Here is a 22,812-nt window from a genome sequence, read left to right as displayed (position 1 = left end):
GCGGGGGGAACGCGATGGCTGACTGGACCGCCGACGAGATGATGACTGTCGCCGCCGCCCGCCAACTGCGCGACGGCACCGCCTGCTTCGTGGGGATCGGGTTGCCCAGCACCGCGGCGAATCTCGCCCGGGTGACCCACGCCCCGAACCTGGTGCTCATCTACGAATCGGGGTGCCTCGGCGCGAAGCCGGACCGGCTCCCGCTCTCCATCGGGGACGCGGTCCTCGCCGAATCGGCTGACGCGGTGGTGTCGGTGCCCGAGGTGTTCAACTACTGGCTCCAACCGGGCCGGATCGACGTGGGTTTCCTCGGGGCGGCGCAGCTCGACCGGTACGGCAACATCAACACCACTGTCGTCGGCGGTGACTACGCCGCCCCGAAGGTCCGGCTGCCCGGCGCTGGCGGCGCCCCGGAGATCGCCGCCTCCTGCGGTGAAGTCGTGGTGATCGTCCGGCAGGACCTCCGGACGTTCACCGAACGGGTCGACTTCGTCACCTCGGTCGGCTACGGAACGGGCCCGGGCGACCGGGAGCGACTCGGCCTGCGTGGCGCCGGCCCCCGCGTGGTGATCACCGATCTCGGCGTCCTCGAACCCGACCCGGTGACCTGCGAGCTCACGCTGACCCGCCTGCACCCCGGGGTGACCCGGGAGCAGGCGCGGGCGGCCACCGGCTGGGACCTCGCCGTCGCCGCCGGGCTGACCACCGGTGAACCGCCGACGGCGCGGGAACTCGCGGCGCTGCGGGCACTGGAGGCGACGAAGTTCGACGGGAGACGACGATGACCACACAGGACACCGGGGCAGACAGGGGTCTCGTGCTACCGCGGTACCGGCGCGACGACGTCGACGTCCACCCACCACTGCTCAGCCCCGGCTACGGGTCGACAGTGGCGCGGGCGCCGCGACACCCGCTGATCCACCTGCCGCAGCGGCTGACCGAGGTCACCGGACCGCTGCTGGGGGAGGGACGGCTCGGGGCGCTCGACCACGACCTGACCCGCCAGCACGACGGCGAGCCGCAGGGACAACGGATCATCGTGCACGGGCGTGTCCGCGACGGTGACGGTCGACCGGTGCCCCGCACGCTTGTCGAGATCTGGCAGGCCAACGCCGCCGGCCGGTACCGCGACGCCCGGGACACCTGGCCGGCCCCGCTCGACCCGTACTTCGAGGGGGTGGGCCGGGCGCTCACCGACGACCAGGGGCGGTACCGGTTCATCACGGTGCAGCCCGGTGCCTACCCCTGGCGCAACCACGACAACGCCTGGCGGCCGGCGCACATCCACTTCTCCCTCTTCGGCCGCGCGTTCACCCAGCGGCTGGTCACGCAGATGTACTTCCCGGGCGACCCGCTCTTCTTCCAGGACCCGATCTTCAACTCGGTCCGTGACCCGAAGGCACGGGAACGGATGATCGCCCGGTACGACCACGCCACCACCGCACCGGAGTGGGCACTGGCGTACGAGTTCGACATCGTGCTGCGCGGCCGGGAGAGCACCCCCTTCGAGGACGAGGACGACGATGACTGAGCAGTTGGGCGTCATGCCCGCGCAGACAGTCGGGCCGTACCTGCACATCGGCCTCCGCTGGCCCGACGGCCCGTACGTCGTACCCGAGGGCACGCCGGGCGCGTTCTGGATCGGGGGGCGGGTCTTCGACGGCACCGGAACACCGGTGGTCGATGCGATGGTGGAGAGCTGGCAGGCCGACCCGGACGGCCGGTTCGACCATCCGGACGACCCTCGGGGTGCCCGGCGGCCCGCGCTCGTGGGCTTTCGCGGATTCGGCCGGAGCGAGACCGACGCGCAGGGGTGGTACCGGCTGTTGACCGTCAAGCCGGGTTCGCTGCCCGAGCCGGGCGGCGGCACCGAAGCCCCCCACCTGACCCTGTCGGTCTTCGGGCGTGGGCTGCTGCACCGCCTCGTCACGCGGCTCTACTTCCCCGACGAGCCGGCGGCGAACGCCGCCGACCCCGTGCTGCGCATCGTCGACGCCGACCGCCGCGACACCCTGCTGGCGAGTCCCGCCCCGGACGGGTTCCGGTTCGACATCCACCTGCAGGGCGACAATGAGACCGTCTTCTTCGCCGTCTGACGGCCTGCTCGGCGGCCTGTCCGGCGCTCCGGACGTCGACGCGGAACTCAGCGACCCGTCAGTGCTCCAGGCGATGCTCGACGTGGAGGCCGCACTCGTCCGGGCCGCGGCGGACGCCGGCATCCTGCCACCGCCGGCGGCCACGGCGATCGTCGAGCAGTGCCGCGCCGAGCGGTACGACCCGGGAGCGCTCGGCCGGGCGGCCGACGCCACGGGCAACCCGGTCGTCCCGCTGGTGGCTGAGCTGACCGCCGCCGTGCCGGAGGACGCCCGAGCCTGGGTGCACTTCGGAGCGACCAGCCAGGACGTCCTGGACACCGCGCTGGTCCTGGTGGCCGTGCGGGCGCTCGGGCCGCTGCTGCGTCACCTCGACGCCGCCGTGGACGCCGCCGCCCAGCTGGCCGACGCGCACCGGTACACGGTGATGGTCGCCCGGACCCTCGGGCAGCAGGCGGCGCCCACCACGTTCGGGCTCAAGGCCGCCGGCTGGTTGACCGGGCTGGTCGAGACCCGGGACCGACTGCGTCAGACCCGCACCGCGCAGCCTGCGCAACTCGGTGGCGCGGTCGGCACCCTGGCCGCGTACGGGCCGGCCGGCGCCGAGGTCGCCCAGCGCTTCGCGGCGCACCTGGGCCTCCCGCCGAGCCCGCTGCCCTGGCACACCCGTCGCCAGCCCTGGCTCGACCTGACCGCCGCCCTCGGCGGGCTGCTCGTCGCCGCCGGCAAGGTCGCCCTCGACGTCGGGTTGCTCGCCCAGAACGAGGTGGGTGAGGTCGCCGAAGGCGGCGCCGGACGCGGCGGCTCCTCGGCAATGCCGCACAAGCGCAACCCGGTGGACTCGGTCCTCGTCACCGCCGCGGCGCGACGCGGCCCGGGTCTCGTCGCCACCCTGTTCGCCGCGGCGGTGCAGGAGCACGAGCGGGCCGCGGGCGCGTGGCACGCCGAGTGGGAGCCCCTGCTGGAGCTGCTGCACGTGGCCGGCGGTGCCGCCGCCCGGTGCGCGCGGATGCTGCACGGGCTACAAATCCGTCCGAACAAGATGCGGGAGAACCTCGACGCCACCGGCGGCCTGCTGCTCGCCGAGGCCGTGGCCGCGCGACTGGCGCCCGCTGTCGGTCGCGGCGTCGCACACGACCTCGTGACCCGCGCCGCCTCCGAACCCTCGTTCCGCGCCGCGCTGCTCGCCGACCCCGAGGTACGCGCCCACCTGTCCGACACGGAGATAGCCGAGGCGCTCGACCCGCACCGCTGGCTCGGCTCGGCCGGCCGGTTCGTCGAGAATGCCCTGGCCGCCGCTCGAGGAGTAGGCCGATGACGTCCCGACTGCATCTCACAGTCGACGGCCCGGCCGCCGCGCCGGTGCTGCTGCTCGGCAGCTCCCTGGGCACCGCCGCCGCCATGTGGGAACCCCAGGTCCCGGCGCTCGCCCAACGGTTCCGAGTCATCCGGTACGACCACCTCGGCCACGGGCGCTCCGCGGTGCCTCCCGGGCCGTACACGCTGGACCTGCTGGGCCGGGAACTGCTGCGGACGCTGGACGACCTCGACGTGCAGTGGGTCCACTACGCGGGGCTGTCCCTCGGCGGCATGGTGGGCATGTGGCTCGCCGCGTACGCGCCCGAGCGGGTGCGGCGGCTGGCGCTGCTCTGCACGTCGGCGTCGCTCGGCCCACCGGAGCAGTGGCGGGAACGAGCCGCGACGGTACTCACCGGCGGGATGCCGGCGATCGCCGACGCGGTGGTGGCCCGCTGGTTCACCCCGGCCTTCGCCACGGCCCGGCCGGTGGTGGTCGCCACCCACCGCGCCATGTTGACCGCGAACGCGCCGACCGGATACGCCGCCTGCTGCGAGGCGATCGCCGCCATGGACCTCCGACCTGACCTCGGCCGGGTCGTCGCGCCGACGCTGGTCATCGCGGGAGCGGACGACCCGGCCACCCCGGTGCCGCACGCCCGCGAGATCGTCGAGCGCATCCCGCAGGCCCGGCTGGCCGTGGTCGACGCGGCGGCGCACCTGGCCAACGTCGAGCAACCCGAGCAGGTGTGCCGACTCCTGTTGGAACACTTCCACGAGGGACGGGGTGACGGGTGAACGACCACGAGCGGCACCAGGCCGGCATGGCGGTGCGACGACAGGTGCTGGGTGACGCACACGTGGACCGCGCGGTCGCCGGCACCGACGAGTTCACCGCCGACTTCCAGGACTTCATCACCCGCTACGCCTGGGGCGAGGTGTGGAGCAGGCCGGGCCTCGACCGGCGAACCCGTAGCTGCATCACCCTCGCCGTGCTCGCCACCCTGCACCACGACGAGGAGTTGGCGATGCATGTCCGGGCCGCGTTGCGCAACGGACTCAGCCCGGAGGAGGTGGCGGAGGTCCTGCTCCAGGTCGGCGTCTACGCTGGCGTACCGGCGGCGAACCGGGCGTTCAAGGTGGCCCGGGAGACCCTGCGGCAGGAGGCCGGGTGAGCGTGAGCGAGGAGGCGACGAGGTCGCCGGAGTTCGTTCAGTCGCTGGAGCGCGGCCTCGCGGTGATCCGGGCGTTCGACGGCGACCACCCGGAGCTCACGCTCAGCGACGTGGCCAGACGCACCGGGCTGACCCGGGCCGCGGCGCGCCGGTTCCTGCTCACGCTTGTCGAGCTGGGGTACGTGCACACCGACGGTCGGCTCTTCTCGCTGCGGGCACGGATCCTCGAACTCGGGTACGCGTACCTGTCGAGCCTGAGCCTGCCCGAGCTCGCGCAGCGGCACATGGAGGCGCTCGTCGCGCGGGTGCACGAGTCCTGTTCGGTGTCGGTGCTCGACGGCGACGAGGTGGTCTACGTCGCCCGCGTGCCCACCAAGCGGATCATGACGGTGGGGATCAGCGTCGGGACGCGCTTCCCCGCGTACGCCACCTCCATGGGTCGGGTGCTGCTCGCCGCGCAACCGGCGGACTGGCTGGCCGACTACCTCGCCACCGCGCAGCTGCGGCCGCTGACCCGGCGCACCGTCACCGACCCGGCGAAGCTGCGCACCGTCCTGAGGAAGATCGCCGCCCAGGGGCACGCCATCGTGGACCAGGAGCTGGAGGAGGGCCTGCGCTCCGTTGCCGCGCCGATCCACGGCGAGAACGGGTCGGTGATCGCCGCGGTGAACGTCTCCGCGCACGCCAGCCGGGGGTCCTTCGAGATGATCCGTCGAGAGCTGCTCCCGCCGCTGCTGGCCGCCGCGAAGCGGATCGAGGAGGACATCCGGGGCGGCCCGAGCCGGTCACCGAGGGCCGGCGGGCTCAGCTCAGCTTGAGGGCCGGCGCGGTGACGACCCGGGTCGGACGCCGCAGGTACCACTCGGCCACCGCAAGGTTGATCACCCAACCGGCGACCACCAGGCCGGCCCGCAGGTTCCCGTCGGGCTGTTCCCCGGTCGCGATCAGGTACGGCGCGTGGGTGAACGCCTGGGTGCCGGCGCCGAGGCCGATCGCGTAACCGCGCACCATCCACCTGCGGTGCAGGGCGATGTCCCGGCGTAGCGCGGCGGCGAGACCGAGCAGGATCGAGCCGGCCATGGCCGAGCCGAAGACGAGCCGCATACCGGCGAGCACGTCGTTGTCGTGGGCCGGCAGGTCGTACGCGACGGCCATCCAGAGGCCGGTGAACGCCACCGTCAGCCCGCAGGGGACGAGCACCCGGCCGGCACGGCGGTGCCAGGGGTAGCGGCGCAGCCGGGGCACGAACTGGAACGCGCCGAGGATCGTGTAGACCACCGCGCCGACGATGTGCAGCACCACCGGCAGCGGATCGGCGACGAAGCGGGCGTTGGTCGGGGTGATTTCGGGTCCGCTGCCCAACTCGGTGAGCCGTCCCGCGCCGGCGAGCATCGGTATCAGGCCCAGCAGGATCAACGCGGCCGGTAGCCGCCACTCGCGGATCGTCATGCCACCGATGGTGGACGCCGTACCCGCCCCCGCTCATCGGCACAAGGGCCGCGATCGGGTCGGCCCATGGTCGGACGCCGTCGTCGTACTTCCGTCGCTCACCAGTGCCGTCGGCTGCGGTTGGTCTCGTACGCCCACATCGCCACCTCGACCCGGTTACGCACCCCCAGCTTGGTCATCAGGCTGGTGACGTGCGACTTGACGGTGCTCAACGTGATGTAGAGCTCGTCGGCGATCTCCTTGTTGGTGCGCCCCCGCGCGACGGCCACCAGGACCTGTTCCTCCCGGTCGGTGAGCGCCTCGATGGGCTGCGTGCGCGGCGCGGCCGGATCCGCCTCGGCGAACGCCTTCAACAGCCGCGTGGTGACGCTCGGCGCGATCAGCGCGTCCCCGTCAGCGGCGGCGTGCACCGCCTGGCTGAGCAGGGCGGGACCGGCCTCCTTGAGCAGGAAGCCGCGGGCGCCGGCCCGCAGTGCCGCGTACACGTACTCGTCGAGGTCGAAGGTCGTGATGACGACCACCGCGAGCGGGTCCGGGACCGTTGGCCCGGCGAGCGCCCGGGTGGCCTCGATGCCGTCCATGCCCGGCATCCGAATGTCGAACAGACACACGTCGGGGCGTAGCCGCCGGGCGAGCGCGACCGCCTGCCGGCCGTCACAGGCCCCACCGACGACCTCGATGCCGGGCTGCGTGTTCAGGATGATGGTGAGCCCGGTACGGACGATCTCCTGGTCGTCCGCCACGAGCACGCGAACCGTCACCTGCCGGCCCCCTCGCGCGGTAGCACTGCCGTGACGGTCCACCCACGGCCCGGGTTGGGGCCGGCCTCGCAGGTGCCGCCGAGCAGATCGGCGCGCTCCATCATGCCCACCAGGCCGAAACCGGGCGAGCCGGGCGGACGGGAGGTGCCGGCCTCGCCGTCGTCGCTGACCCGTAGGCGCACTGACGTGTCGTCGGCAGCGACGCTGACCTCGATGCGGGTGGCGTGGCGGGCGTGGCGTCGGGCGTTGGTGACCGACTCCTGGGCGAGGCGGTAGAGCGCGGAGCCCACGGTGGGCGGAAGGTCGCCGAGGTCGCCGTACAGCTCCACGTCGACGGTCGGCCCGGTGCGGAACTGCCCGGCGAGCCGCCCGATGTCGGCGACCTGCGGGTTGGGCCCCAGGTCGGCCGGCTCGTCGCGCCGCAGGACGCGAACCATGGCACGCATCTCGGCAAGCGCACGGGACGCCTCTGCCTCGATGGTCCGCAGCGCCTCGACGGCGGCACCCGGCTGGCCCGCCGACGCGGCGATGCCGGCCTGGGCGCGGATCGCCATCGCCGACACGTGGTGCGCCACAGTGTCGTGCAGGTCACGGGCGAGCCGCTCCCGCTCCAACAGCTTCACCCGATCGAGTTCGCGCAGCCTGGCGGCGGCGCGGAAGCGGATCGCGACACCCAGCGTGGCGGCGGCGAACATCACCGCGAAGCCGGCGACCAACTCGCCACCGTCGACCGACCCGACCAGACCGGCGGTGGTCACCTTGGCCACCACGAAGAACGAGCCGATCACGGCATCCCGGCCGGAACCCCAGCGGAACAGCGCGTGGACCAGGACGACCAGGAAGCTCGCCGTGAACAGTTGGCACGGATCGCCGGGCAGCACGAACGGGGCGACGGTCGTGCAGCCGAACGCGATCACCACCATCGCGAGCGGCGCGGTGCGCCGCCACAGGAGCGTGGGCAGCAGCGCGAGCGCGACGACGACGCAGCCCACCCGCCAGGGCAGATCAGGTCGGAAGATTGCTTCCACCACGATCGCCGGCCCGAGGACGGCTATCACCGCCCAGTCGCGCCACACCCGGGACGGGGCGGGGGAGACACGCGGCTCGGCCAACACCGCGTGCAGGCGAGGGTGCATGGGACTCATCGTACGAACGGTGGTGCGACTTCAGATCGTCCCAAAGTACGACTCGGGTGGTCTGGTTGCTGGTGGATCAGGCGGGGTGGTGTCCAGTGCCCGCACCGGTTGCCAGCTGATCTCCACCGCGTTACGTTGAGATGTCATCGACGCTCGTCTAAATCGTGAGGTACGGGGGCCGCATGTCCACGCCTGTCACTCGTCGCACCGTTCTGGCCGGAGGGGCCGGTGCCGCCATCGGCCTGGCCCTGCCCGGCGTCGCCGCCCACGCTGGTGGTCACCATCCCACCAGCGTGAGGTTCACCCTCGACGCGAGAACGCTCGACGGTGGTGAGCAGGTCACCTCGGTCACCCTCGACACCGCCCGGCTCGGGCCGATCGACCCGGCCGGACTGACCCCCGGCACGTTCAGCGTGCACGCCAAGGCCACCAGCCCGATCCCGATCGCCCCCGGCGACCTGATCTTCAGCGAGTACGACCTGGACCGCACGGTGACCGCGGCCCGGCTCGACCGGCACGGCAACATCGTGCTGGAGCTGAGCCACGCCGAGGGTCAACCTGGCGGTGGCACCCTCGGCTACATCCTGAGCAGGGGCCGCAACGTCCGGCTGGACCTCGTCTACACCATCACCCAGAACACCCCGATCGTCCGACGCCACGGCTCGCCGCTCACCATCACGCGCTTCGTGCAGGGGCGGCTGTCCAACCCCGAGGTCGACGCCTTCAGCCACCACGTCTCGGGCTCGGGCATGAAGTACCGGCTCTACTCTCCCGACCACTCGCCCCGGCACGGTAGGCGACCCCTGATCCTCTGGCTGCACGGCGGCGGCGAGGGCGCCTCACTGCCCGACGACTACTACGACAACGAGACCACGCTGCGCGCCAACCGGGGAGCACTCGGCTTCGCCACCCCGCAGGCCCAGCGGATCTTCTCCGGCGCGTACGTCGTCGCTCCGCAGAGCACCTCCTACTGGATGGAGGACGGCCCCCGGTTCGCCCCGCTGATCCGCGAGATCGTCCAGGACCTCGTCCGCCGCAAGCGTGTCGACCCGGACCGGATCTACGTGGTGGGGTGCAGCAACGGCGGCTACATGTCACTGGAGATGACAGTCGCCTACCCCGACCTGTTCGCCGCGTCGGTGCCGATCTGCGGCGTCGTCCAGCCGCTCAGCGGGGAGGGCCCGCCGCTGATCACCGACGCGGAGCTGGCGCAGATCCAGACCCCGACCTGGCTGGTCACCTCGCTCGACGACGACACGGTGCCGCCCGAGACCAACACGATCCACGCCCACGACCTCATCCCGGGATCACTGGTCAGCTTGTACGACCACGTCGTCTGGAACGGCTACCAGTTCCCCGGCCACTGGTCCTGGATCTACGTGGCCCGCAACGACCCGAGCCTCAACGGCACCCACATCTGGCAGTGGATGGCACGCCGTCGTCGGTGATCTGCCGTCCAGTGTCGTGCCAGCCGGTGCCACCGGCACCGGCTGGCGTCGATCACCGGTTGCGGCGTAGTTCCCGCAACACCCCGTGCCGGCGCAGGGCCCAGGCGAGGCGCCGGACGCTCGGGTGCCGCACGAAGAGCACCGCCGCCCGGCGGATCAGACCGAACCGGTCCTCGCTCAGCTGGTTCTCGATCGCCTGCCAGATCAGCTCGCGCACCTTGGCGCTGGCCAGCACCGCCCGCACCTCACGCCGCACCACAGGATCCTCGGCCGCCGACGCGATGGCGGCAGCCTGACCCGGCCGGTCCGCCAGCGGCGCCACCGCCGCCGCGACGAGCGGCCCGCGCACCTCGTCCTGCTCCAGCAGCAGCAACACCGCTTCGCGAATCTCGACAGTGTCCAGGGCGGACCGCAGCAGGCTCAGCAGGCTGCGTTCCACCTCGTGGTCATGGTCCGGGACGGACAGCGTGGCCAGCAGCACCGCGACCTCATCGAGATCGACGACGTGTCGCACCCCGGTGCGGAACTCCGGCAACTCCCACGCGACCTGCAGAGCCTTGACGAGATTGCGGTTCATGGGCCATCGCTACCCGCAAGCGCCAGCGGACGAAACCCCGCTACCGGTCCGGGCCGGCGCGATCCGGCTCGGAGCGGCCGCCGAGATCCAGGCGGCCGCTCCGCACCGGGTCAACACCACGTCAGCGTCGAGTTCACCCGGGTGACGTTGCTGATCGTGTTGTTCGCCCCGCCACAGGGGCTCTGGGTGATGTTGGTGCCGCTGACTGTCAGATTCTGGAACCGGATGCCAGAGGAGATCGGGAATTCGCTCCGGGCCGCGATCCGCACCTCGCCACCGCCGGTCACCGTCCCGGAAACCCCGGCGATGGTGACGTTGTAGCAGTTCTCCACCAGGATCGCGTTGTTCCCCGTGTTGGAGATCGTCACCCGGTCGATGACCGCGCCGCCGGACTCGGACACGCAGAAGATCCCCCGGCCACCGCCGGACGCGAGCACGGTCCCGACCCGGATGTTGGTCGGGTACGAGTTGCCCACCCGGCCGTTGCGGTTGGCCATCCGGAACGCCGCGTACCCGGTTCCGGCCCCGGCGCCCTGCGCGTCGACAGTGCCCACCGTGGCGTTGATCGTGTCATTGAGCAGCAGGCCGGAATCCCGGGTGTTCCTCGCGGTGACAGTGCCGATCGTCAGACCGTCCACGCCGTACGTCTCCACCCCGTGGGTGCCGGTCCCCGACACGTACACGGTGTCGATGCGGATGTTGCGCACCTTGACCGCCCGATCTCCGCCGTGGTTGTCGATGCGTACGCCCAGACCGGCGGAGAGGCGCATGTCGATCTGCCCGAGGGTCAGGTTGTTCACGTTGCGCATGAAGATCCCGTACAACGGCGAACCGGTCAGCGTGAGGTTCTGCACCTCGACGTCGGTGGTTCCCCGCGAGTACACCGGTGCCTGGTCACCCGAGCCCGACCCGGTCACGTTGATCGTGCCGCACACGGCAAGGGTCGTGTACGACGGCAGCGACAACCGCGAGCCCGCACTCATCGAGCCGGAGCCGCGAACCACCACCCGCTGCTTCGACGTACGCCCCGCCGAGAGCGAGTTGACCGCCGCCTGCATCGCCGACAGCATGTCCGAACCCGAGTAGACAGTCGACGAGCCGTTGCGGGCCGTCCAGGTGCTCCCACTGAGTACGGCCTCGGCGTTCGTCGACCCGCTGCCACAGCCGGTGGTCGGCGGCGTGCTGACACCTCCCACCGCGACCAGCTGCCACTGCTGGTTCGTCCCGTTCTGGTCGGCGTACTGGCTGATCCGACCGCCGTCGACAGTGGACCGCTCCCAGACCTCAAGCGCCTTCGCCGAGTGGCGGTTGATCAGCCGGACGTGGCCGCCGTCGGAGTCGAGAACCTGGAACTGCTGGTTGGTGCCGTTGACATCGGACCACTGGCGGTACTCGGCGCCGTCGGCGGTGTTCCACTCCCAGAGGTCGACGACCTTGCCGCTGTGCCGGGCCTTGAGGCGGTAGTAGCCGCTGCCGGAGGAGACGAACTGGAACTGTTGCCACGCGCCGTCGTTACGGGACCACTGCTGGATCACCGCGCCGTCCGCCGTCGAGGTGTCCCGGACGTCGAGGACCTTGCCGCTGTTCCGGTTGACCAGGACGTAGTAGGCGTTGGTGTCGATGCTCGCCGCCGCTGCCGGCGGTGCGCCGACCAGAACGGCACCGGCGGCGCCGACCAGCGTGGTGATCATGGCGAGCACCAGGCCCGTACGCCGGCCGCGACGGAACGACCCACCGCCGGACGGTCTTCTCGTGCTGCTGAAGGGCATCGCTCCTCCTGGCTGGAATGGGCTCCGGGCGATCCGGAACGGGTGTCGGCGACCGTGGGCACCTCGACCTGTGAGCGGTTACTCCAGGTGGAAGGTGGCCGAGGCGCGTTCGGCGCTCGAACTGACGGCCTCGATGTAGAGCAGTCCGTCGCGGTGGCGCACGTGCCGGCCCGGGAAGTTCTGCGACTCCAGGGAGATCCCGGCGCTGTCGGCGAGGCCGGCTTGACGGCGGAAGCTCGCGTCGCCGCCGAACAGCGCGGAGCCGTCGTTCTTCTCCACGTACAGGGCGTAGCCCCGGTGACGGAGGTAGTAACCGGGGAAGTTGGTCGACTCCAGCGACACCGAACCGCCGCCCGCGAGACCGCTGACGATGCGGAACTGGGAGTCGGCCAGGTTTGTCACGTTCGGCTCGACCCGCGCCCGGTAGTCGTAGTGCCGGATGTAGCTGCTGGCCTGGTCGTGTGACCGCAGCCGTACCGGCGTGGCCCCGTCGGGCACCGGGATGCCGAAGTTCGGGGTGCCGTCGGCGTTCCAGTACACCTTCTGTAGCCGGGTCCGTCGGTTCGGGTCGTTGAGCGGATCGCCGGTGATGTCGCGGTAGTTCCGGTCGTGGTAGACGAGGATGTCGCTCTGCCCGTCCTCGGAGACGGTGAACGAGTTGTGGCCGGGGCCGTACTGGCTGGTGGCCGCGTTGCTGGCGAACACCGGGCTGGGGCTCTTGCTCCAGGAGGCGGCGTCGAGCAGGTTCGCGCCGGCGGAGGCGCTCAGCATCCCGAGGCAGTAGTTGGCGTCCGTGGCGCTGGCCGAGTAGGTCAGGAAGATCCGGCCGTTTCGTTGGATCACCGCCGGTCCCTCGGCAACCCGGTAGCCGCGGGTCTCCCAGTCGTACGTCGGGACGACGAGCCGGGTCACGGTGCCGGTGATCTGCCACGGGTTGGCACCCATCCGGGCGAGGTAGACGTTGGAGTTGTTTCCGATGGCCGGCTCCTGCTGGGCCCAGGTCAGATAGCGCACCCCGTTGGCGACGAAGGTCGAGGCGTCCAGGCTGAAGGTGTCCCAGGGTGTGGTGATCCGGCCGCGTTCGGTCCACGAACCGGTCAACGGATTGGCGTTGGCGTTCTCCAACACGTACATCCGGATCCGCCACACGTCGTCGGTCCGGCCCGCGGCGAAGTAGACGTACCACCGGTTGTTGATGAAGTGGATCTCTGGAGCCCAGATGTGGGCACCCATCTCTCCGCTGGTGTGGCGGCTCCAGATCGTCGTCTCCGCCGCCGTTGCCAACCCTTGCAGGGTGGTGGCCCGGCGCAGCACGATCCGGTCGTACTGCGGCACCGTCGCGGTCAGGTAGTAGTAGCCGTCGGTGTGCCGGAAGATGTGCGGGTCGGCCCGCTGGTTCACCAGCGGGTTGGTGTAGTTGACGGCGGGCGCGGCCTGCGCGGGCGCGGCCACGGGCAGGCCGACCGACACGGACAGCACCACCAGGATCGCGGCCAGCATTGACCGCACCCGCCGCGGGGCGCCGTGGCCGGCAGGCCCCCGGTGGACGGCCCGACGGGTGTTCGGATCGGTTCGACGGGACGGCAGCGGCATCTGTCCTCCGCGAGCTTGGAATGGCCATTCACCAGCACCTGTAGCACCGCGGCGATGCCGTAGCCGATCCGGTCGACGCCGAGCGGTGACGTCGGGCAGGACCGGGGGAGAGGCACGAAGGGCTGCGAATGTGACGGTGGCGTTGCTACCAGGTGGCGGAGTTCATGTTGGCGTTAACATCGATGCCTGTCAAGGTATGCCAGCCGCTCACCTGGCCGGAACAGCGGCCATCCGCGTACCTGGAGGTAGGGTCCTCGGCGTGCTGCGACGGTGGATTCTGGCGATCCTGATGGCGACCTGCGGTGTGCTGGTGGCGGTGACGCAACTGGCCGACGGTCTGCCCGTCGTCGGCGGCGTCGAGTTGTTGGTCTTCCTGGTGTTGGCGCTGCTGCTGTCGCCGTGGGCCTTTCCCCGCTCGGTGGGCGCCGCCGAGGCGCAACGGGCCAGCGCCGTCGACGGCCGGCCGATCGTCTACTGGCGTCCCGGCTGTCACTACTGCCTGCGGCTCCGGTTCTCTCTCGGCGGGCTCGCCCGGCGGGCGCACTGGGTGGACATCTGGCGTGACCCGGCCGCTGCCGCCGCCGTTCGGGCGGTAGCTGGCGGCAACGAGACAGTGCCCACCGTCGTGCTCGGTGATCAGGCCGTCGTGAACCCCGACCGGGCCTGGCTCCGCGGGCAGCTCCGCGCATCCTGACCCTTCATCTCACCGGCAGACCGGCGCGGTACACCGCGAGCGGGCCGCGCAGCACCGTGATGTCGGTCCCGCCAACGGAGCACCGCGCCACGCCGGTCGCCCAGGTCCCGAACAGTCGTGACGCCAGCCGTCAGGTGCGTCCGCAGTGACGTCTCGACGACTTTGTCGAGGTCCGACTCGGGACGCTCCACGAGCCGGCCGAGCGCATCGGGCCCAGCGTCGGCGCAGAGGTGTACGGGCGCGTCCACCAGGCCGGGTAGCAGGGTGCCGTTCGGCTCCTCGCGCACCGGCCAGCCTTCCGGCGCCTCGGCGTCACCCAGGCGCACCTCGGCGACGCGCCCCTCGTCGAGCAGGACCAGCACCCCGCCGTCCACGAGCCGTTCGCCGTCGAACATCCCGGCCATCCGGGCCATCCGGGCCATCCGGACAGCGTGCTTCGTCATCGTCACCCCAACCCGCCCTGCTCGGCCACACCTGCCGTCACCGACGCTGCGACCTTCCCGCCGCTGCCGGCCACCGGTCGTGACCTGACGATCGCAGCACCGCAGGGTGCGCAGCCTCCCCCGCCAGAGCGATATCTCTCCCCCTGCCGGGTTGGCGGCCTGCCGACGCCTACCTAGTCGACTCCTGAAGGTGAGTCGGGGACGTCACCCGTCGTGGTGGCGTTTTCGACACCTTTCCCGGGGGATACCGCCGTCGCCCGACTTCTCGCGCGCGAGAAGGGGCGACGACAGGAGGACGGTCATGGCGTTGGCCAACCCGGCACCCGACTACTTCGAGCCCGAGGACGGCATGTTCCTCGCGACCCTGCTGATCGTTCGCGATCTGGCGCGGTCCCGGGAGTACTACGAGCGGGTGTTCGGGGCGACCTGTGTCCACGAGAGCAGCCCGCTGATCATGAAGTTCTTCAACAGTTACATCATCATCAACGTCGAGGGCGGTCCGACGGACGACAAGCCGACGGTGCAGGCCAAGGCGCCGGCCGACTCCAACACCCTGAGCTGCGCGATGAACGTCCGGGTCCGGGACATTCGGAAACTCTACGAGGAGTGGAAGTCCCGGGGTGCGGACTTCCTCACCGAGCCCAAGGACCACGGAACGGAGATCCGCTGCTACCTGCGAGACCCGGACGGCTACCTGGTCGAGGTGGGTCAGGGTCTCTGACCCACGGGAGCTTCGTGATCCGCCACGACGACCTGGCCGCCGGTCGGCTGGACGAGGCGCTCTCCGTTACCGAGGTCAGTGAGTAGGGCAGCGGCAGCGCACGTGAGCTGCCTGCGAGCCTCAGTCGATGAAGCGGCGGGCTACAGTGACCTGCGATGACTCGAAGCCCCCGTGATCAGAGGAGTCGATGCTGACATGACGTCAGGGCGACCGATGCCGACCCAGGACGAAGTGCTCGGGTACTTCGACACGCTGTCGAACTGGGGGCGATGGGGTGACGACGACGAACTCGGCACGCTCAACCACATCACCGACGACGTCCGGCTCGCCGCGGCGCGGGCTGTGCGGCACGGCAGGAGCGTGTCCTGCGCCTGGGAGGTCACCGCGCCGGGAGACATGGAACGGTCGACGACGACGTGCCCATGCACCGCCGACATGCCGGGTGCGGAGAACATGCCGGCAGCCTTCCACGCCGACAGGCGCTGGGGCTTCTCGTCCGAGCGGCTCGGCATCTCGTTCCACGGCAACACCCTCACCCACCTCGACTCGCCGTGCCACATCTACTGGGACGGCACCATGTACAACGGACGGTCGCACTCGTTCGTCGACCCCGCGACGGGCTCGGCGTGGGCGGCCGTCACGGCTGCCGCGAACGGAATCGTCACGCGTGGTGTCCTGCTCGACGTTGCGACTGCCCGTGGTGTGCCGTGGTTGGAGCCGGGTCAGGGGGTGTTCCCCGACGACCTCGAAGAGGCCGAGCGCCGCCAGGGCGTACGGGTACGACCCGGCGACGCGGTACTCCTGCGGACCGGCTACGGGCGCTTCCGGCACGAGAACGGTGCGGCCAGCGGTTTCACCCAGGCCGGCTGGCACGCGTCCTGCCTGCCGTGGCTGCACGAACGGGGGGTGGCGCTGATCGGCGCCGACACCCCACAGGACGTTCAACCGTCGGGGTACGACGACGTGTTGATGCCGGTCCACGCCGTGAGCCTCGTCGCGATGGGTCTGTGGATGCTCGACAACTGCGACCTGGAGGCCTGCGCGACGACGGCTGCCGAGCTTGGCCAGTGGGACTTCCAGCTGGCGGTCGCACCGGTGCGCTTCGTCGGCACGTCCGGCAGCCCGGTCAACCCGATCGCCACATTCTGACCCTTGCGGCACACCCGACGCGCCGAGGGCTCGCCACGACCGCGGTCACCAGTGCACGCTACGACCTGGTCCGCACCGCACCCGCCCGTCGGATCGACGAGGTCGGTGCGATCGCACGCGGTGTAACCGCACCGGCCACCCGCGATCCAGTACAGCCGTTGAGCCACCGCGGCGGCGACGAACACGGCACACGCCAGCGCCCACGGTCTGGAGCGGGTCGGTACTTCAACGACGGCCATGGATAAACGATCGCCGGCTGCGGACCAGGTCTCCTCCCCGACAGAAGGGGAGGCGCTCCCTCCGCCGGGGACAGTCTGCCCGGGGTACGGACGTGGCGGCGCGGGACGCCATCGACGGTCGCCTCAAGGAATGCTCAAATTCGATCGACGCGAACCATTGAAGCCGCCCATCCGCATACGCTCACCGGACCGGTCCGCCGGCAATCACCCGTCGTAGGCAGAAGGAGGGGGAATGCGGCGATCACAGCGGCGCATCGCGCTACTCGCGCTGTCCACCCTGGTGGGTAGCATCCTCGTGACGACCGGCCCTGCGGGCGCGGATCCCACGGGGCTCGCAGCCGCCGCCAGCCGATCCCAGCCTGAGGATCGTGCAGCGGTACGCCTCGTGCACGTCAGGCTGACCGGTGCCGACATGCTGGACAAGGTGTCTGCGGCCGGCATCGACCTCGAACACGGCCTCCGGCGCGTGCCTGACGGCATCGAGGGCGAAGCGGTGGTGACCGCCGAGCAGATCACCGAACTCACGGCGATGGGCGTCGAGGTGCTCGGCGACGACGCGGGCTTCGCGTGGAGCGACGAGGCCGACGGTGGCCTTGGCATCGGCGCGGCCAGCGCGCGGGCCACCCAGCCGGCGAACCACGACGCGACGGTACGCGTCGTCCGCGCCGACTGGTTCACCACGAAGGGTCAGGGCTTCCTCTACGTCGAGGCGCGCACCACGGAGGGGCAGCAGGAGGACCCGATCGTCGAGATGCAGCTGGAGAACGACTCGGGGAAGGGCACGCCGTTCGGCTTCGCCCGGACGATGAGTCGGTTCGTCGACTCGGGGCAGTACATGTTCCACCGGAACCTGTTCAAGCTCGACGTACGCCCCGCCAAGATCAAGCTGACGAGTTCCACCGGTGGTGTCGCGACCGGCGTCGTCTCCAACTGGCTGGAGGGCGCCCCGCCGCCGCTGACGGCGAACCCGTCCTACAAGTCGGACTTCGTGGACGGCTACCGGCACCCGCAGCAGCTCTACAGCCGGGCCAGGGAGATCGCCCGGCAGTACCCGGACATCGCCGAGATCGTCTACCTGCCGAACCAGACGAACGGGTACCAACGCAAGGCGCAGGCCCAGATCGGCGGTACGGGGCAGTCGGCGGTCGTCGTCTCCTCGGCCGCCTGGGGTCACCAGGGCGGCAACGACATCACAGTGGACTTCGTGGACCGGCCGGACCCGGATCTTCCGCTGGCGGTGGAGGTCACCGGCACGGCGGTCCGTGTCCTGCTCGCCACGGACGCCTCGGGCGCGCCGAAGAGCACGGCAGTCGAGGTGGCCGAGGCGCTGCGGACCCGCTCTGCGGGGCTCATCGACCGGGCTCACCCGTACCGCGCCAACGAGGGCACCGGCGTCGTCGCTCCGACGGCTGGCCCGGTCGCGCTGACCGACTTCCTCGACCAGAAGCGCGTCGGAGCACCGGAGGGCGAGGTGCCGCGCGGGCCGGCGACGATCCCGGTCCTGCGGATCGGCAAGCACCGTGACGGCAAGAAGCCTGGTGTCCTCATCCAGGCGCAGGACCATGCCCGCGAGTGGGTGCCGGCGACGACCAGCCTGGAGTCGGCCGAACGTCTGGTGCACAACTACCGCTCCGACCGGGAGACGAAGAAGATCGTCGAGAACACCGACGTCTTCTTCATCCTGTCCAACAACCCCGACGGGGCGAACTACAGCTTCTACAACTTCGCCTCCCAGCGCAAGAACATGACGAACCACTGCCCGGACACGAGCGCCGATCCGGGGCAGCGGAACTCCTGGGGCGTCGACCTGAACCGGAACTACCGGGTCGGGTCGGGCCACGACGGCTACGCGGGAGGGTCGACCAACTGCGTCAGTGGCACCTACCAGGGGCCGGAGGAGCTGTCCGAGCCCGAGTCGAAGAACATCATCTGGCTGGTCGAGAAGTACAAGAACATCAAGTTCATGATGTCGGTGCACTCCAACGGCGGCCAGCTCTTCTGGCAGCCCGGCGCCTACATCGCGGACGGCCGGATCACCACGCCGCGCCCGCCGCTGGGTGACGAGGCGTTCTACTGGCAGTCCGCCGCCCGGATCCTGTCCCAGGTCAAGGCCCACCGGGAAACCGTCGTCACGCCGGAGAACGTCGGCGGCTCGTCCGACGTCCTGTACTCCTCAGCGGGCAACGTACGCGAGGACCTTTACCACACCTACGGGATCTACGCGTTCGGCTGGGAGGTCGGGGGCTCCGTCTACAACCCGGCCACCGGTGACTGGCAGGGCGGTTCGTTCCAGCCGGAGTGGGACGGGAACCCCGAGCTGGTCAGTGGCCACGCCGAGACCATGGAGTACGCCAACGGGATCATGGAGATGTTCCGGGTCGCGGCGGACTGGGGCAGGGACAACAAGAACCCGACGTCCCAGCTGGTCCCCGGCGCGGGGCGTTACTCCGGGCCTGTCGACGTGCGCTTCGAGACCAGCGAGCCGGCCACCATCTACTACACGACCAACGGCAGCCGGCCCACGCTCGAGTCGCCCCGCTACGCGGCGACCGAGTTCCGTGAGCCGGGGCAGGTGTTCCACGTGACCGAGACGACGACGTTCCGCTGGTTCTCGGTCGACAGCGCCGGCAACATCGAGAAGAACTACGACCCGACGAAGAACGACAAGCGCAACAACTACCGCACCGCGACGATCAGAATCGCCAAGAGGTAGCGCCCCGCGGCAATCGATGCCCCGTCGGTGCGGACCACCCGCGCCGACGGGGCAACCTCTGCATGAACACGTCACGCCGCTCAGCGGCCGTACACCTCCAGCTCCCACAGCGAATAGCCGTACGCGGGCAGAGCCCGCTGGGTGCCCTGGACACGTAGGTAGCGACCGGTCGCCGAGACGGCGATGTCGTCCACACCGCCGTCGCCCGTGGTCGTGGTGTGCACCGGTGACCAGGTGGCGTTGTCCGGGGAGACCTGGATCTGGTACGCCCGCGCGTACGCCGCCTCCCAGGTCAGCCGGACCCGGTCGAGGGTGCGGGACGCGCCGAGGTCCACCGAGATCCACTGCGGGTCGGCGTACGCGCTGCCCCAGCGGGTGGTCGTGATGCCGTCCACGGCGTTGCCCGCCACGTGCGTGCTCCCCGGCTCCACGCTGGAACTAGTGACCGGCCTGCCCCGGGAGAGCAGGGTGCTGCCGGCCGCGGTGCCGTAGACGTTGAGGTCCCACAGCGAGTAGCCCCACTGGGTGGCGCGTTGGGTGCCGTACACCCGCAGGTAGCGGCCGGTGCCGGTGACGGTGAGGTCGTCGACGCCGCCGTCGCCGGTGGTCGTGGTGGACACCGGCGACCAGGTGGCGTTGTCCGGCGACACCTGGACCTGGTACGCCCGCGCGTGGGCCGTCTCCCAGGCCAGCCGAACCCGGTTGATCGCGTACGAGGCTCCCAGGTCGACGGTGATCCACTGCGGGTCGGCGTACGCGCTGCCCCAGCGGGTGGTCGTGTTGCCGTCCACGGCGTTGGCCGCCGCGTGCGCGCTGCCCGGCTCGACGCTGGACGCCGTCACCGGCCGGCCCTGGGCCAGGTCGGTGGCGGGCGGCTCACTCGGGCCGTCGGTCCTGACCCGCACGTTGCGATAGTTGATGTCCATTCCGGCGCCGTCGTTCTGCAACCCGATGTAGCCGTTGGCGATGGCCCGGCTGCTGACGTAATCGTTGATCTTGACGCCGTTGAGCCAGATCTCGACCCGCTGGCCGTGCACGCCGATCTCGTAGGTGTTCCAGGAGCCGGGTGGGTTGAGCGCCGCCGCGCGGACGGCCTGGTTGGGTGCCTGGAAGCTGTAGACGCTGCCGGTGGTGCGCGTCGGGTCGCCGTCGGTGGCGTCGATCTGGATCTCGTGACCGGCGGCGACCGGGCCCCATGGGTCGCCCTGCGGATCGGGGAACCCGATGAAGACTCCACCGTTGTCGTCGCCCGGCATCATCCAGTCGACCTTGAGCGAGTAGTTGGCGAAGGTACGCACCGGGTACCAGAGCAACCCCATGCCACCGTTCGACGTGAGGGTGCCGTCAGCCAGGGTGAAGCCGCCCGGCCCCGCCTGCCGCCACTGCCCGAGGCTGGCCTGGGTGCCGTCGAACAGCGGGGCGTAGCCGGGCTCCGGCCGGCAGTCGGCCGCCACCGCGCCCGCCGCCACCTGGATGCCGCCCAGCAGCATCCGGGTGAAGTTCGGGTCGGTGTAGCTCTGCTCGGTGTGGCCGAGGCCGGTGTACCAGGAGCGTCCGCCGCCGTAACTGTGGCACCAGGTGATCGGGTGATCACCGCCCATCGACCCGCCGGTGTACGACGACTCGTCGAGGTTGGCCAGCACCTTGACCGCCGAGCGGGGGTTGGTCCGGTAGTTGTACCACTCGTCGGTGCGGGTCCAGGTCGACGGCAGGTGCGCGGTCGAGACGTTGGCCCGGTCCTCGACCCGCACTGTCGCCTGCTGGGTGGCCGGGTGCGAGGCGAAGTACCCGCCGACCAGCCCGCCGTACCACTGCCAGTCGTACTCGGTGTCCGCGGCGGCGTGCACTCCGACGAAACCCCCGCCGGCGCCCACGTACGCCTCGAAGGCACCCTGCTGGCCGGCGTTGAGCACGTCCCCGGTGGTGCTGAGGAAGACCACCGCCTGGTACTGGGCGAGGTTGGCGGTGGTGAAGGTCGCCGCGTCCTCGGTGGCGGTGACTGTGAAGCCGTTCGCCGCGCCGAGCTGCTGGATGGCGGCGATGCCGTTGGGGATGGAGGAATGCCGGAAGCCGGCGGTTTTGGAGAAGACCAGGACCTTGCCCAACGGTGCGGCCTCGGCAGGGGCCGAGGTCACCGTCGCCGCGCCGGCGGCGAGGGTGAGTCCGGTGACGACGGCGGCGGCGAGCGGAGTCAACTTCATCGACACGATCTCCTCTGGATCGTCGTGCGGATGCAGGTCTCGCACCCCGGGAAGTGCCCCGGTGTGCCCGCGTCCGCCGAAACGAGGGCGATGTCGAGACAACGCGGAGCGGCGTCACCGTGCCGGGTTGACGGCAACCGGATAAACATCGATCCACATCGTTGATGTGCAGTTAACAACGGGCGCCAGTGAGGGTCAATCCCTTGGGATGGCCCGGGTTTCCTCAGGAGCGGTGAGCCGCCACGTTGATGACGTTGCCGTCCGGAGCGCGGACGAAGAACCTGCGCACGCCCCACGGCTCGGTGGTCAGCGGGTGCACGATCTCGTAGCCGAGCCGCTGTGCCTCCGCATAGGCGCCGTCCACGTCATCCACCTGCACGCTGATGACCGAGTCCTCGGGTGCGGTCGCGTCGCCGGAGACGAGCTGCACGGCGGCGGCCCCGACGCCATTGTCGGCGTCAGGCGAGGTGTAGCGGGCCACCCAGCCGAGGTTGAACTCCTCGGTGCCGAGACCGAGGAAGTCGGTGTAGAAACCCTTAGCGGCGCCGATGTCAGCCACCGGAAGGTTGGGGAGAATACGGATCACGCGCACGCGAACCTCCAGCTCAGACGTCTCGGCCCGCTCGATTATCCGCCTGACATGACCCTGACCGCGCACTCCGGTCCTGGCGCGGCGACGGGTGGTCCTGGGCCCCTAGTCTGATGACCATGAAGACGCGCAGGCCGGTGCTGGTGGTCGCCCTCGTCACGGTTGCCACGATGGTGCTGGTGGCCGGCGGGTGCGTCGCGGCCGGAATCCTGGCCGTCCAAGATGATCCTGCCGACCTGCGTTCGTGCCAGAAGTCGTTGGAGGTCGCCGAGGCGAAAGTTCGGACCGACCGCTGGGATCCGCCAGAGGAGATGCCGGACCTCGGCGATTACCTCGAGATCCACTGGCAGTTGCGTGCCAGCGGCAATCCGTGTTCCCGAGCGCCCGGCCCGACGGACTGGGCGTACCAGGGTGTGATCAAGCTGCGGCCGGAAGACACCAGAGCGTTGGCAGAGCGGTACGAATTTCGGCCCTGGTCCTCCGTCAACCTGGATGAACTGTCCCACTCCAGCAAGCCCACGGACGCCTGGTCGGCCCTCGTGCCCTTTCTGCCGACCGCGCCGACATGGCTGCACAGCACGTTGTACAACGAGGGGAATCCGTCGACACGATGGCGCGTCGGATTCCTCGACGTCGAGCATCAGACGCTCTTCTTCATGCTGAACGACCACTAACTTGATCTTTAACCTGTGCGGCGTGGCCTTGGGGTATTCGAAGTGTTCGTTTTCTTTGTGTCGCGTTTCGGTTTTGTGCTGGTGGCGGTGGT

At 70.3% G+C, this 22,812-nt stretch carries 22 protein-coding genes; 13 read left to right on the top strand and 9 right to left on the bottom strand.

Annotation, left to right across the window (positions count from 1 at the left end; genetic code table 11):
- The first annotated feature begins 14 nt into the window (after window positions 1-14).
- The 7 genes from ACGF3C_RS21510 to ACGF3C_RS21480 are packed head-to-tail and all read left to right on the top strand — an operon-like array spanning window position 15 to window position 5,382.
- Window positions 15-785, top strand: coding sequence for a CoA-transferase (locus ACGF3C_RS21510; protein WP_357227045.1), 771 nt, complete (start codon window positions 15-17; stop codon window positions 783-785).
- Window positions 782-1,531, top strand: a complete 750-nt coding sequence (gene pcaH / locus ACGF3C_RS21505) for a protocatechuate 3,4-dioxygenase subunit beta (protein WP_393224545.1) — start codon at window positions 782-784, stop codon at window positions 1,529-1,531. Before ACGF3C_RS21510 ends, pcaH begins: the two co-directional genes overlap by 4 nt.
- On the top strand, window positions 1,524-2,096 hold the full coding sequence (gene pcaG / locus ACGF3C_RS21500) for a protocatechuate 3,4-dioxygenase subunit alpha (RefSeq protein WP_393224543.1): 573 nt from the start codon (window positions 1,524-1,526) through the stop codon (window positions 2,094-2,096). Before pcaH ends, pcaG begins: the two co-directional genes overlap by 8 nt.
- Window positions 2,071-3,411, top strand: coding sequence for a 3-carboxy-cis,cis-muconate cycloisomerase (pcaB, locus tag ACGF3C_RS21495; protein ID WP_393224541.1), 1,341 nt, complete (start codon window positions 2,071-2,073; stop codon window positions 3,409-3,411). The genes pcaG and pcaB overlap by 26 nt, the downstream gene beginning before the upstream one ends.
- The gene (gene pcaD, locus ACGF3C_RS21490; protein WP_393224538.1) at window positions 3,408-4,187 is read left to right on the top strand and encodes a 3-oxoadipate enol-lactonase; all 780 of its coding nucleotides are present in this window, start codon (window positions 3,408-3,410) and stop codon (window positions 4,185-4,187) included. The genes pcaB and pcaD overlap by 4 nt, the downstream gene beginning before the upstream one ends.
- A complete protein-coding gene (pcaC, locus tag ACGF3C_RS21485; RefSeq protein WP_357262299.1) occupies window positions 4,184-4,564 on the top strand; it encodes a 4-carboxymuconolactone decarboxylase in 381 nt (126 codons plus the stop codon). The genes pcaD and pcaC overlap by 4 nt, the downstream gene beginning before the upstream one ends.
- Complete coding sequence (locus ACGF3C_RS21480; RefSeq protein WP_393224534.1) at window positions 4,561-5,382, top strand: IclR family transcriptional regulator C-terminal domain-containing protein; 822 nt, start codon at window positions 4,561-4,563, stop codon at window positions 5,380-5,382. The genes pcaC and ACGF3C_RS21480 overlap by 4 nt, the downstream gene beginning before the upstream one ends.
- On the opposite strand, the gene ACGF3C_RS21475 is transcribed toward ACGF3C_RS21480, so the two are convergent.
- The 3 genes from ACGF3C_RS21475 to ACGF3C_RS21465 all read right to left on the bottom strand — a co-directional run bounded on the left by ACGF3C_RS21475 (window position 5,369) and on the right by ACGF3C_RS21465 (window position 7,919).
- Window positions 5,369-6,013, bottom strand: a complete 645-nt coding sequence (locus ACGF3C_RS21475) for a DUF2306 domain-containing protein (RefSeq protein WP_393224531.1) — start codon at window positions 6,011-6,013, stop codon at window positions 5,369-5,371. The two genes, ACGF3C_RS21480 and ACGF3C_RS21475, sit on opposite strands and share 14 nt — an antisense overlap.
- 98 nt (window positions 6,014-6,111) lie before the next feature.
- Window positions 6,112-6,774, bottom strand: a complete 663-nt coding sequence (locus ACGF3C_RS21470; protein WP_357233478.1) for a response regulator transcription factor — start codon at window positions 6,772-6,774, stop codon at window positions 6,112-6,114.
- Window positions 6,771-7,919 (bottom strand): sensor histidine kinase, encoded by a 1,149-nt coding sequence (locus ACGF3C_RS21465; RefSeq protein ID WP_393224528.1) that lies wholly within the window; start codon window positions 7,917-7,919, stop codon window positions 6,771-6,773. Before ACGF3C_RS21465 ends, ACGF3C_RS21470 begins: the two co-directional genes overlap by 4 nt.
- Window positions 7,920-8,092: 173 nt before the next feature.
- Here ACGF3C_RS21465 and ACGF3C_RS21460 point away from each other — a divergent pair, with 173 nt between their 5' ends.
- Window positions 8,093-9,358: a prolyl oligopeptidase family serine peptidase gene (locus tag ACGF3C_RS21460; protein ID WP_393224525.1), complete on the top strand. Its 1,266-nt coding sequence runs from the start codon at window positions 8,093-8,095 to the stop codon at window positions 9,356-9,358.
- A 52-nt stretch (window positions 9,359-9,410) separates the two neighbouring features.
- On the opposite strand, the gene ACGF3C_RS21455 is transcribed toward ACGF3C_RS21460, so the two are convergent.
- From ACGF3C_RS21455 to ACGF3C_RS21445, 3 genes are all read right to left on the bottom strand, one after another.
- A complete protein-coding gene (locus ACGF3C_RS21455; protein ID WP_393224522.1) occupies window positions 9,411-9,935 on the bottom strand; it encodes a hypothetical protein in 525 nt (174 codons plus the stop codon).
- Window positions 9,936-10,045: 110 nt separating this feature from the next.
- Window positions 10,046-11,704 carry an RICIN domain-containing protein gene (locus ACGF3C_RS21450; RefSeq protein WP_393224519.1) on the bottom strand — a complete coding sequence of 553 codons (1,659 nt, stop codon included), beginning with the start codon at window positions 11,702-11,704 and terminating at the stop codon, window positions 10,046-10,048.
- Between the two features lie 78 nt (window positions 11,705-11,782).
- A complete protein-coding gene (locus ACGF3C_RS21445; protein ID WP_393224516.1) occupies window positions 11,783-13,204 on the bottom strand; it encodes a family 43 glycosylhydrolase in 1,422 nt (473 codons plus the stop codon).
- 352 nt (window positions 13,205-13,556) lie between these two features.
- Between ACGF3C_RS21445 and ACGF3C_RS21440 the strand changes: the two genes are divergently transcribed.
- Window positions 13,557-13,991, top strand: coding sequence for a glutaredoxin domain-containing protein (locus ACGF3C_RS21440; RefSeq protein ID WP_393224513.1), 435 nt, complete (start codon window positions 13,557-13,559; stop codon window positions 13,989-13,991).
- Here the strand turns inward: ACGF3C_RS21440 and ACGF3C_RS21435 are convergent.
- A complete protein-coding gene (locus tag ACGF3C_RS21435; protein ID WP_393224510.1) occupies window positions 13,934-14,434 on the bottom strand; it encodes a hypothetical protein in 501 nt (166 codons plus the stop codon). The two genes, ACGF3C_RS21440 and ACGF3C_RS21435, sit on opposite strands and share 58 nt — an antisense overlap.
- A gap of 301 nt (window positions 14,435-14,735) precedes the next feature.
- Between ACGF3C_RS21435 and ACGF3C_RS21430 the strand changes: the two genes are divergently transcribed.
- From ACGF3C_RS21430 to ACGF3C_RS21420, 3 genes are all read left to right on the top strand, one after another.
- A complete protein-coding gene (locus tag ACGF3C_RS21430; RefSeq protein WP_112583511.1) occupies window positions 14,736-15,155 on the top strand; it encodes a VOC family protein in 420 nt (139 codons plus the stop codon).
- Window positions 15,156-15,350: 195 nt separating this feature from the next.
- Window positions 15,351-16,304, top strand: a complete 954-nt coding sequence (locus tag ACGF3C_RS21425; RefSeq protein WP_393224507.1) for a cyclase family protein — start codon at window positions 15,351-15,353, stop codon at window positions 16,302-16,304.
- A gap of 471 nt (window positions 16,305-16,775) precedes the next feature.
- The gene (locus ACGF3C_RS21420; protein ID WP_393224504.1) at window positions 16,776-19,256 is read left to right on the top strand and encodes a M14 family metallopeptidase; all 2,481 of its coding nucleotides are present in this window, start codon (window positions 16,776-16,778) and stop codon (window positions 19,254-19,256) included.
- Window positions 19,257-19,336: 80 nt separating this feature from the next.
- Here the strand turns inward: ACGF3C_RS21420 and ACGF3C_RS21415 are convergent, their stop codons facing one another.
- On the bottom strand, window positions 19,337-21,457 hold the full coding sequence (locus tag ACGF3C_RS21415; protein WP_393224501.1) for a ThuA domain-containing protein: 2,121 nt from the start codon (window positions 21,455-21,457) through the stop codon (window positions 19,337-19,339).
- Between the two features lie 223 nt (window positions 21,458-21,680).
- On the bottom strand, window positions 21,681-22,043 hold the full coding sequence (locus tag ACGF3C_RS21410) for a VOC family protein (RefSeq protein WP_393224498.1): 363 nt from the start codon (window positions 22,041-22,043) through the stop codon (window positions 21,681-21,683).
- Window positions 22,044-22,159: 116 nt separating this feature from the next.
- On the opposite strand from ACGF3C_RS21410, the gene ACGF3C_RS21405 reads away from it, so the two are divergent.
- A complete protein-coding gene (locus ACGF3C_RS21405) occupies window positions 22,160-22,720 on the top strand; it encodes a hypothetical protein (protein WP_393224495.1) in 561 nt (186 codons plus the stop codon).
- Window positions 22,721-22,812 lie beyond the last annotated feature (92 nt).

The organism is Micromonospora sp. NPDC047762, from assembly GCF_043204655.1.
Taxonomy (GTDB): Bacteria; Actinomycetota; Actinomycetes; order Mycobacteriales; family Micromonosporaceae; genus Micromonospora.
This window is presented reverse-complemented; position numbering and strand designations above follow the sequence as displayed.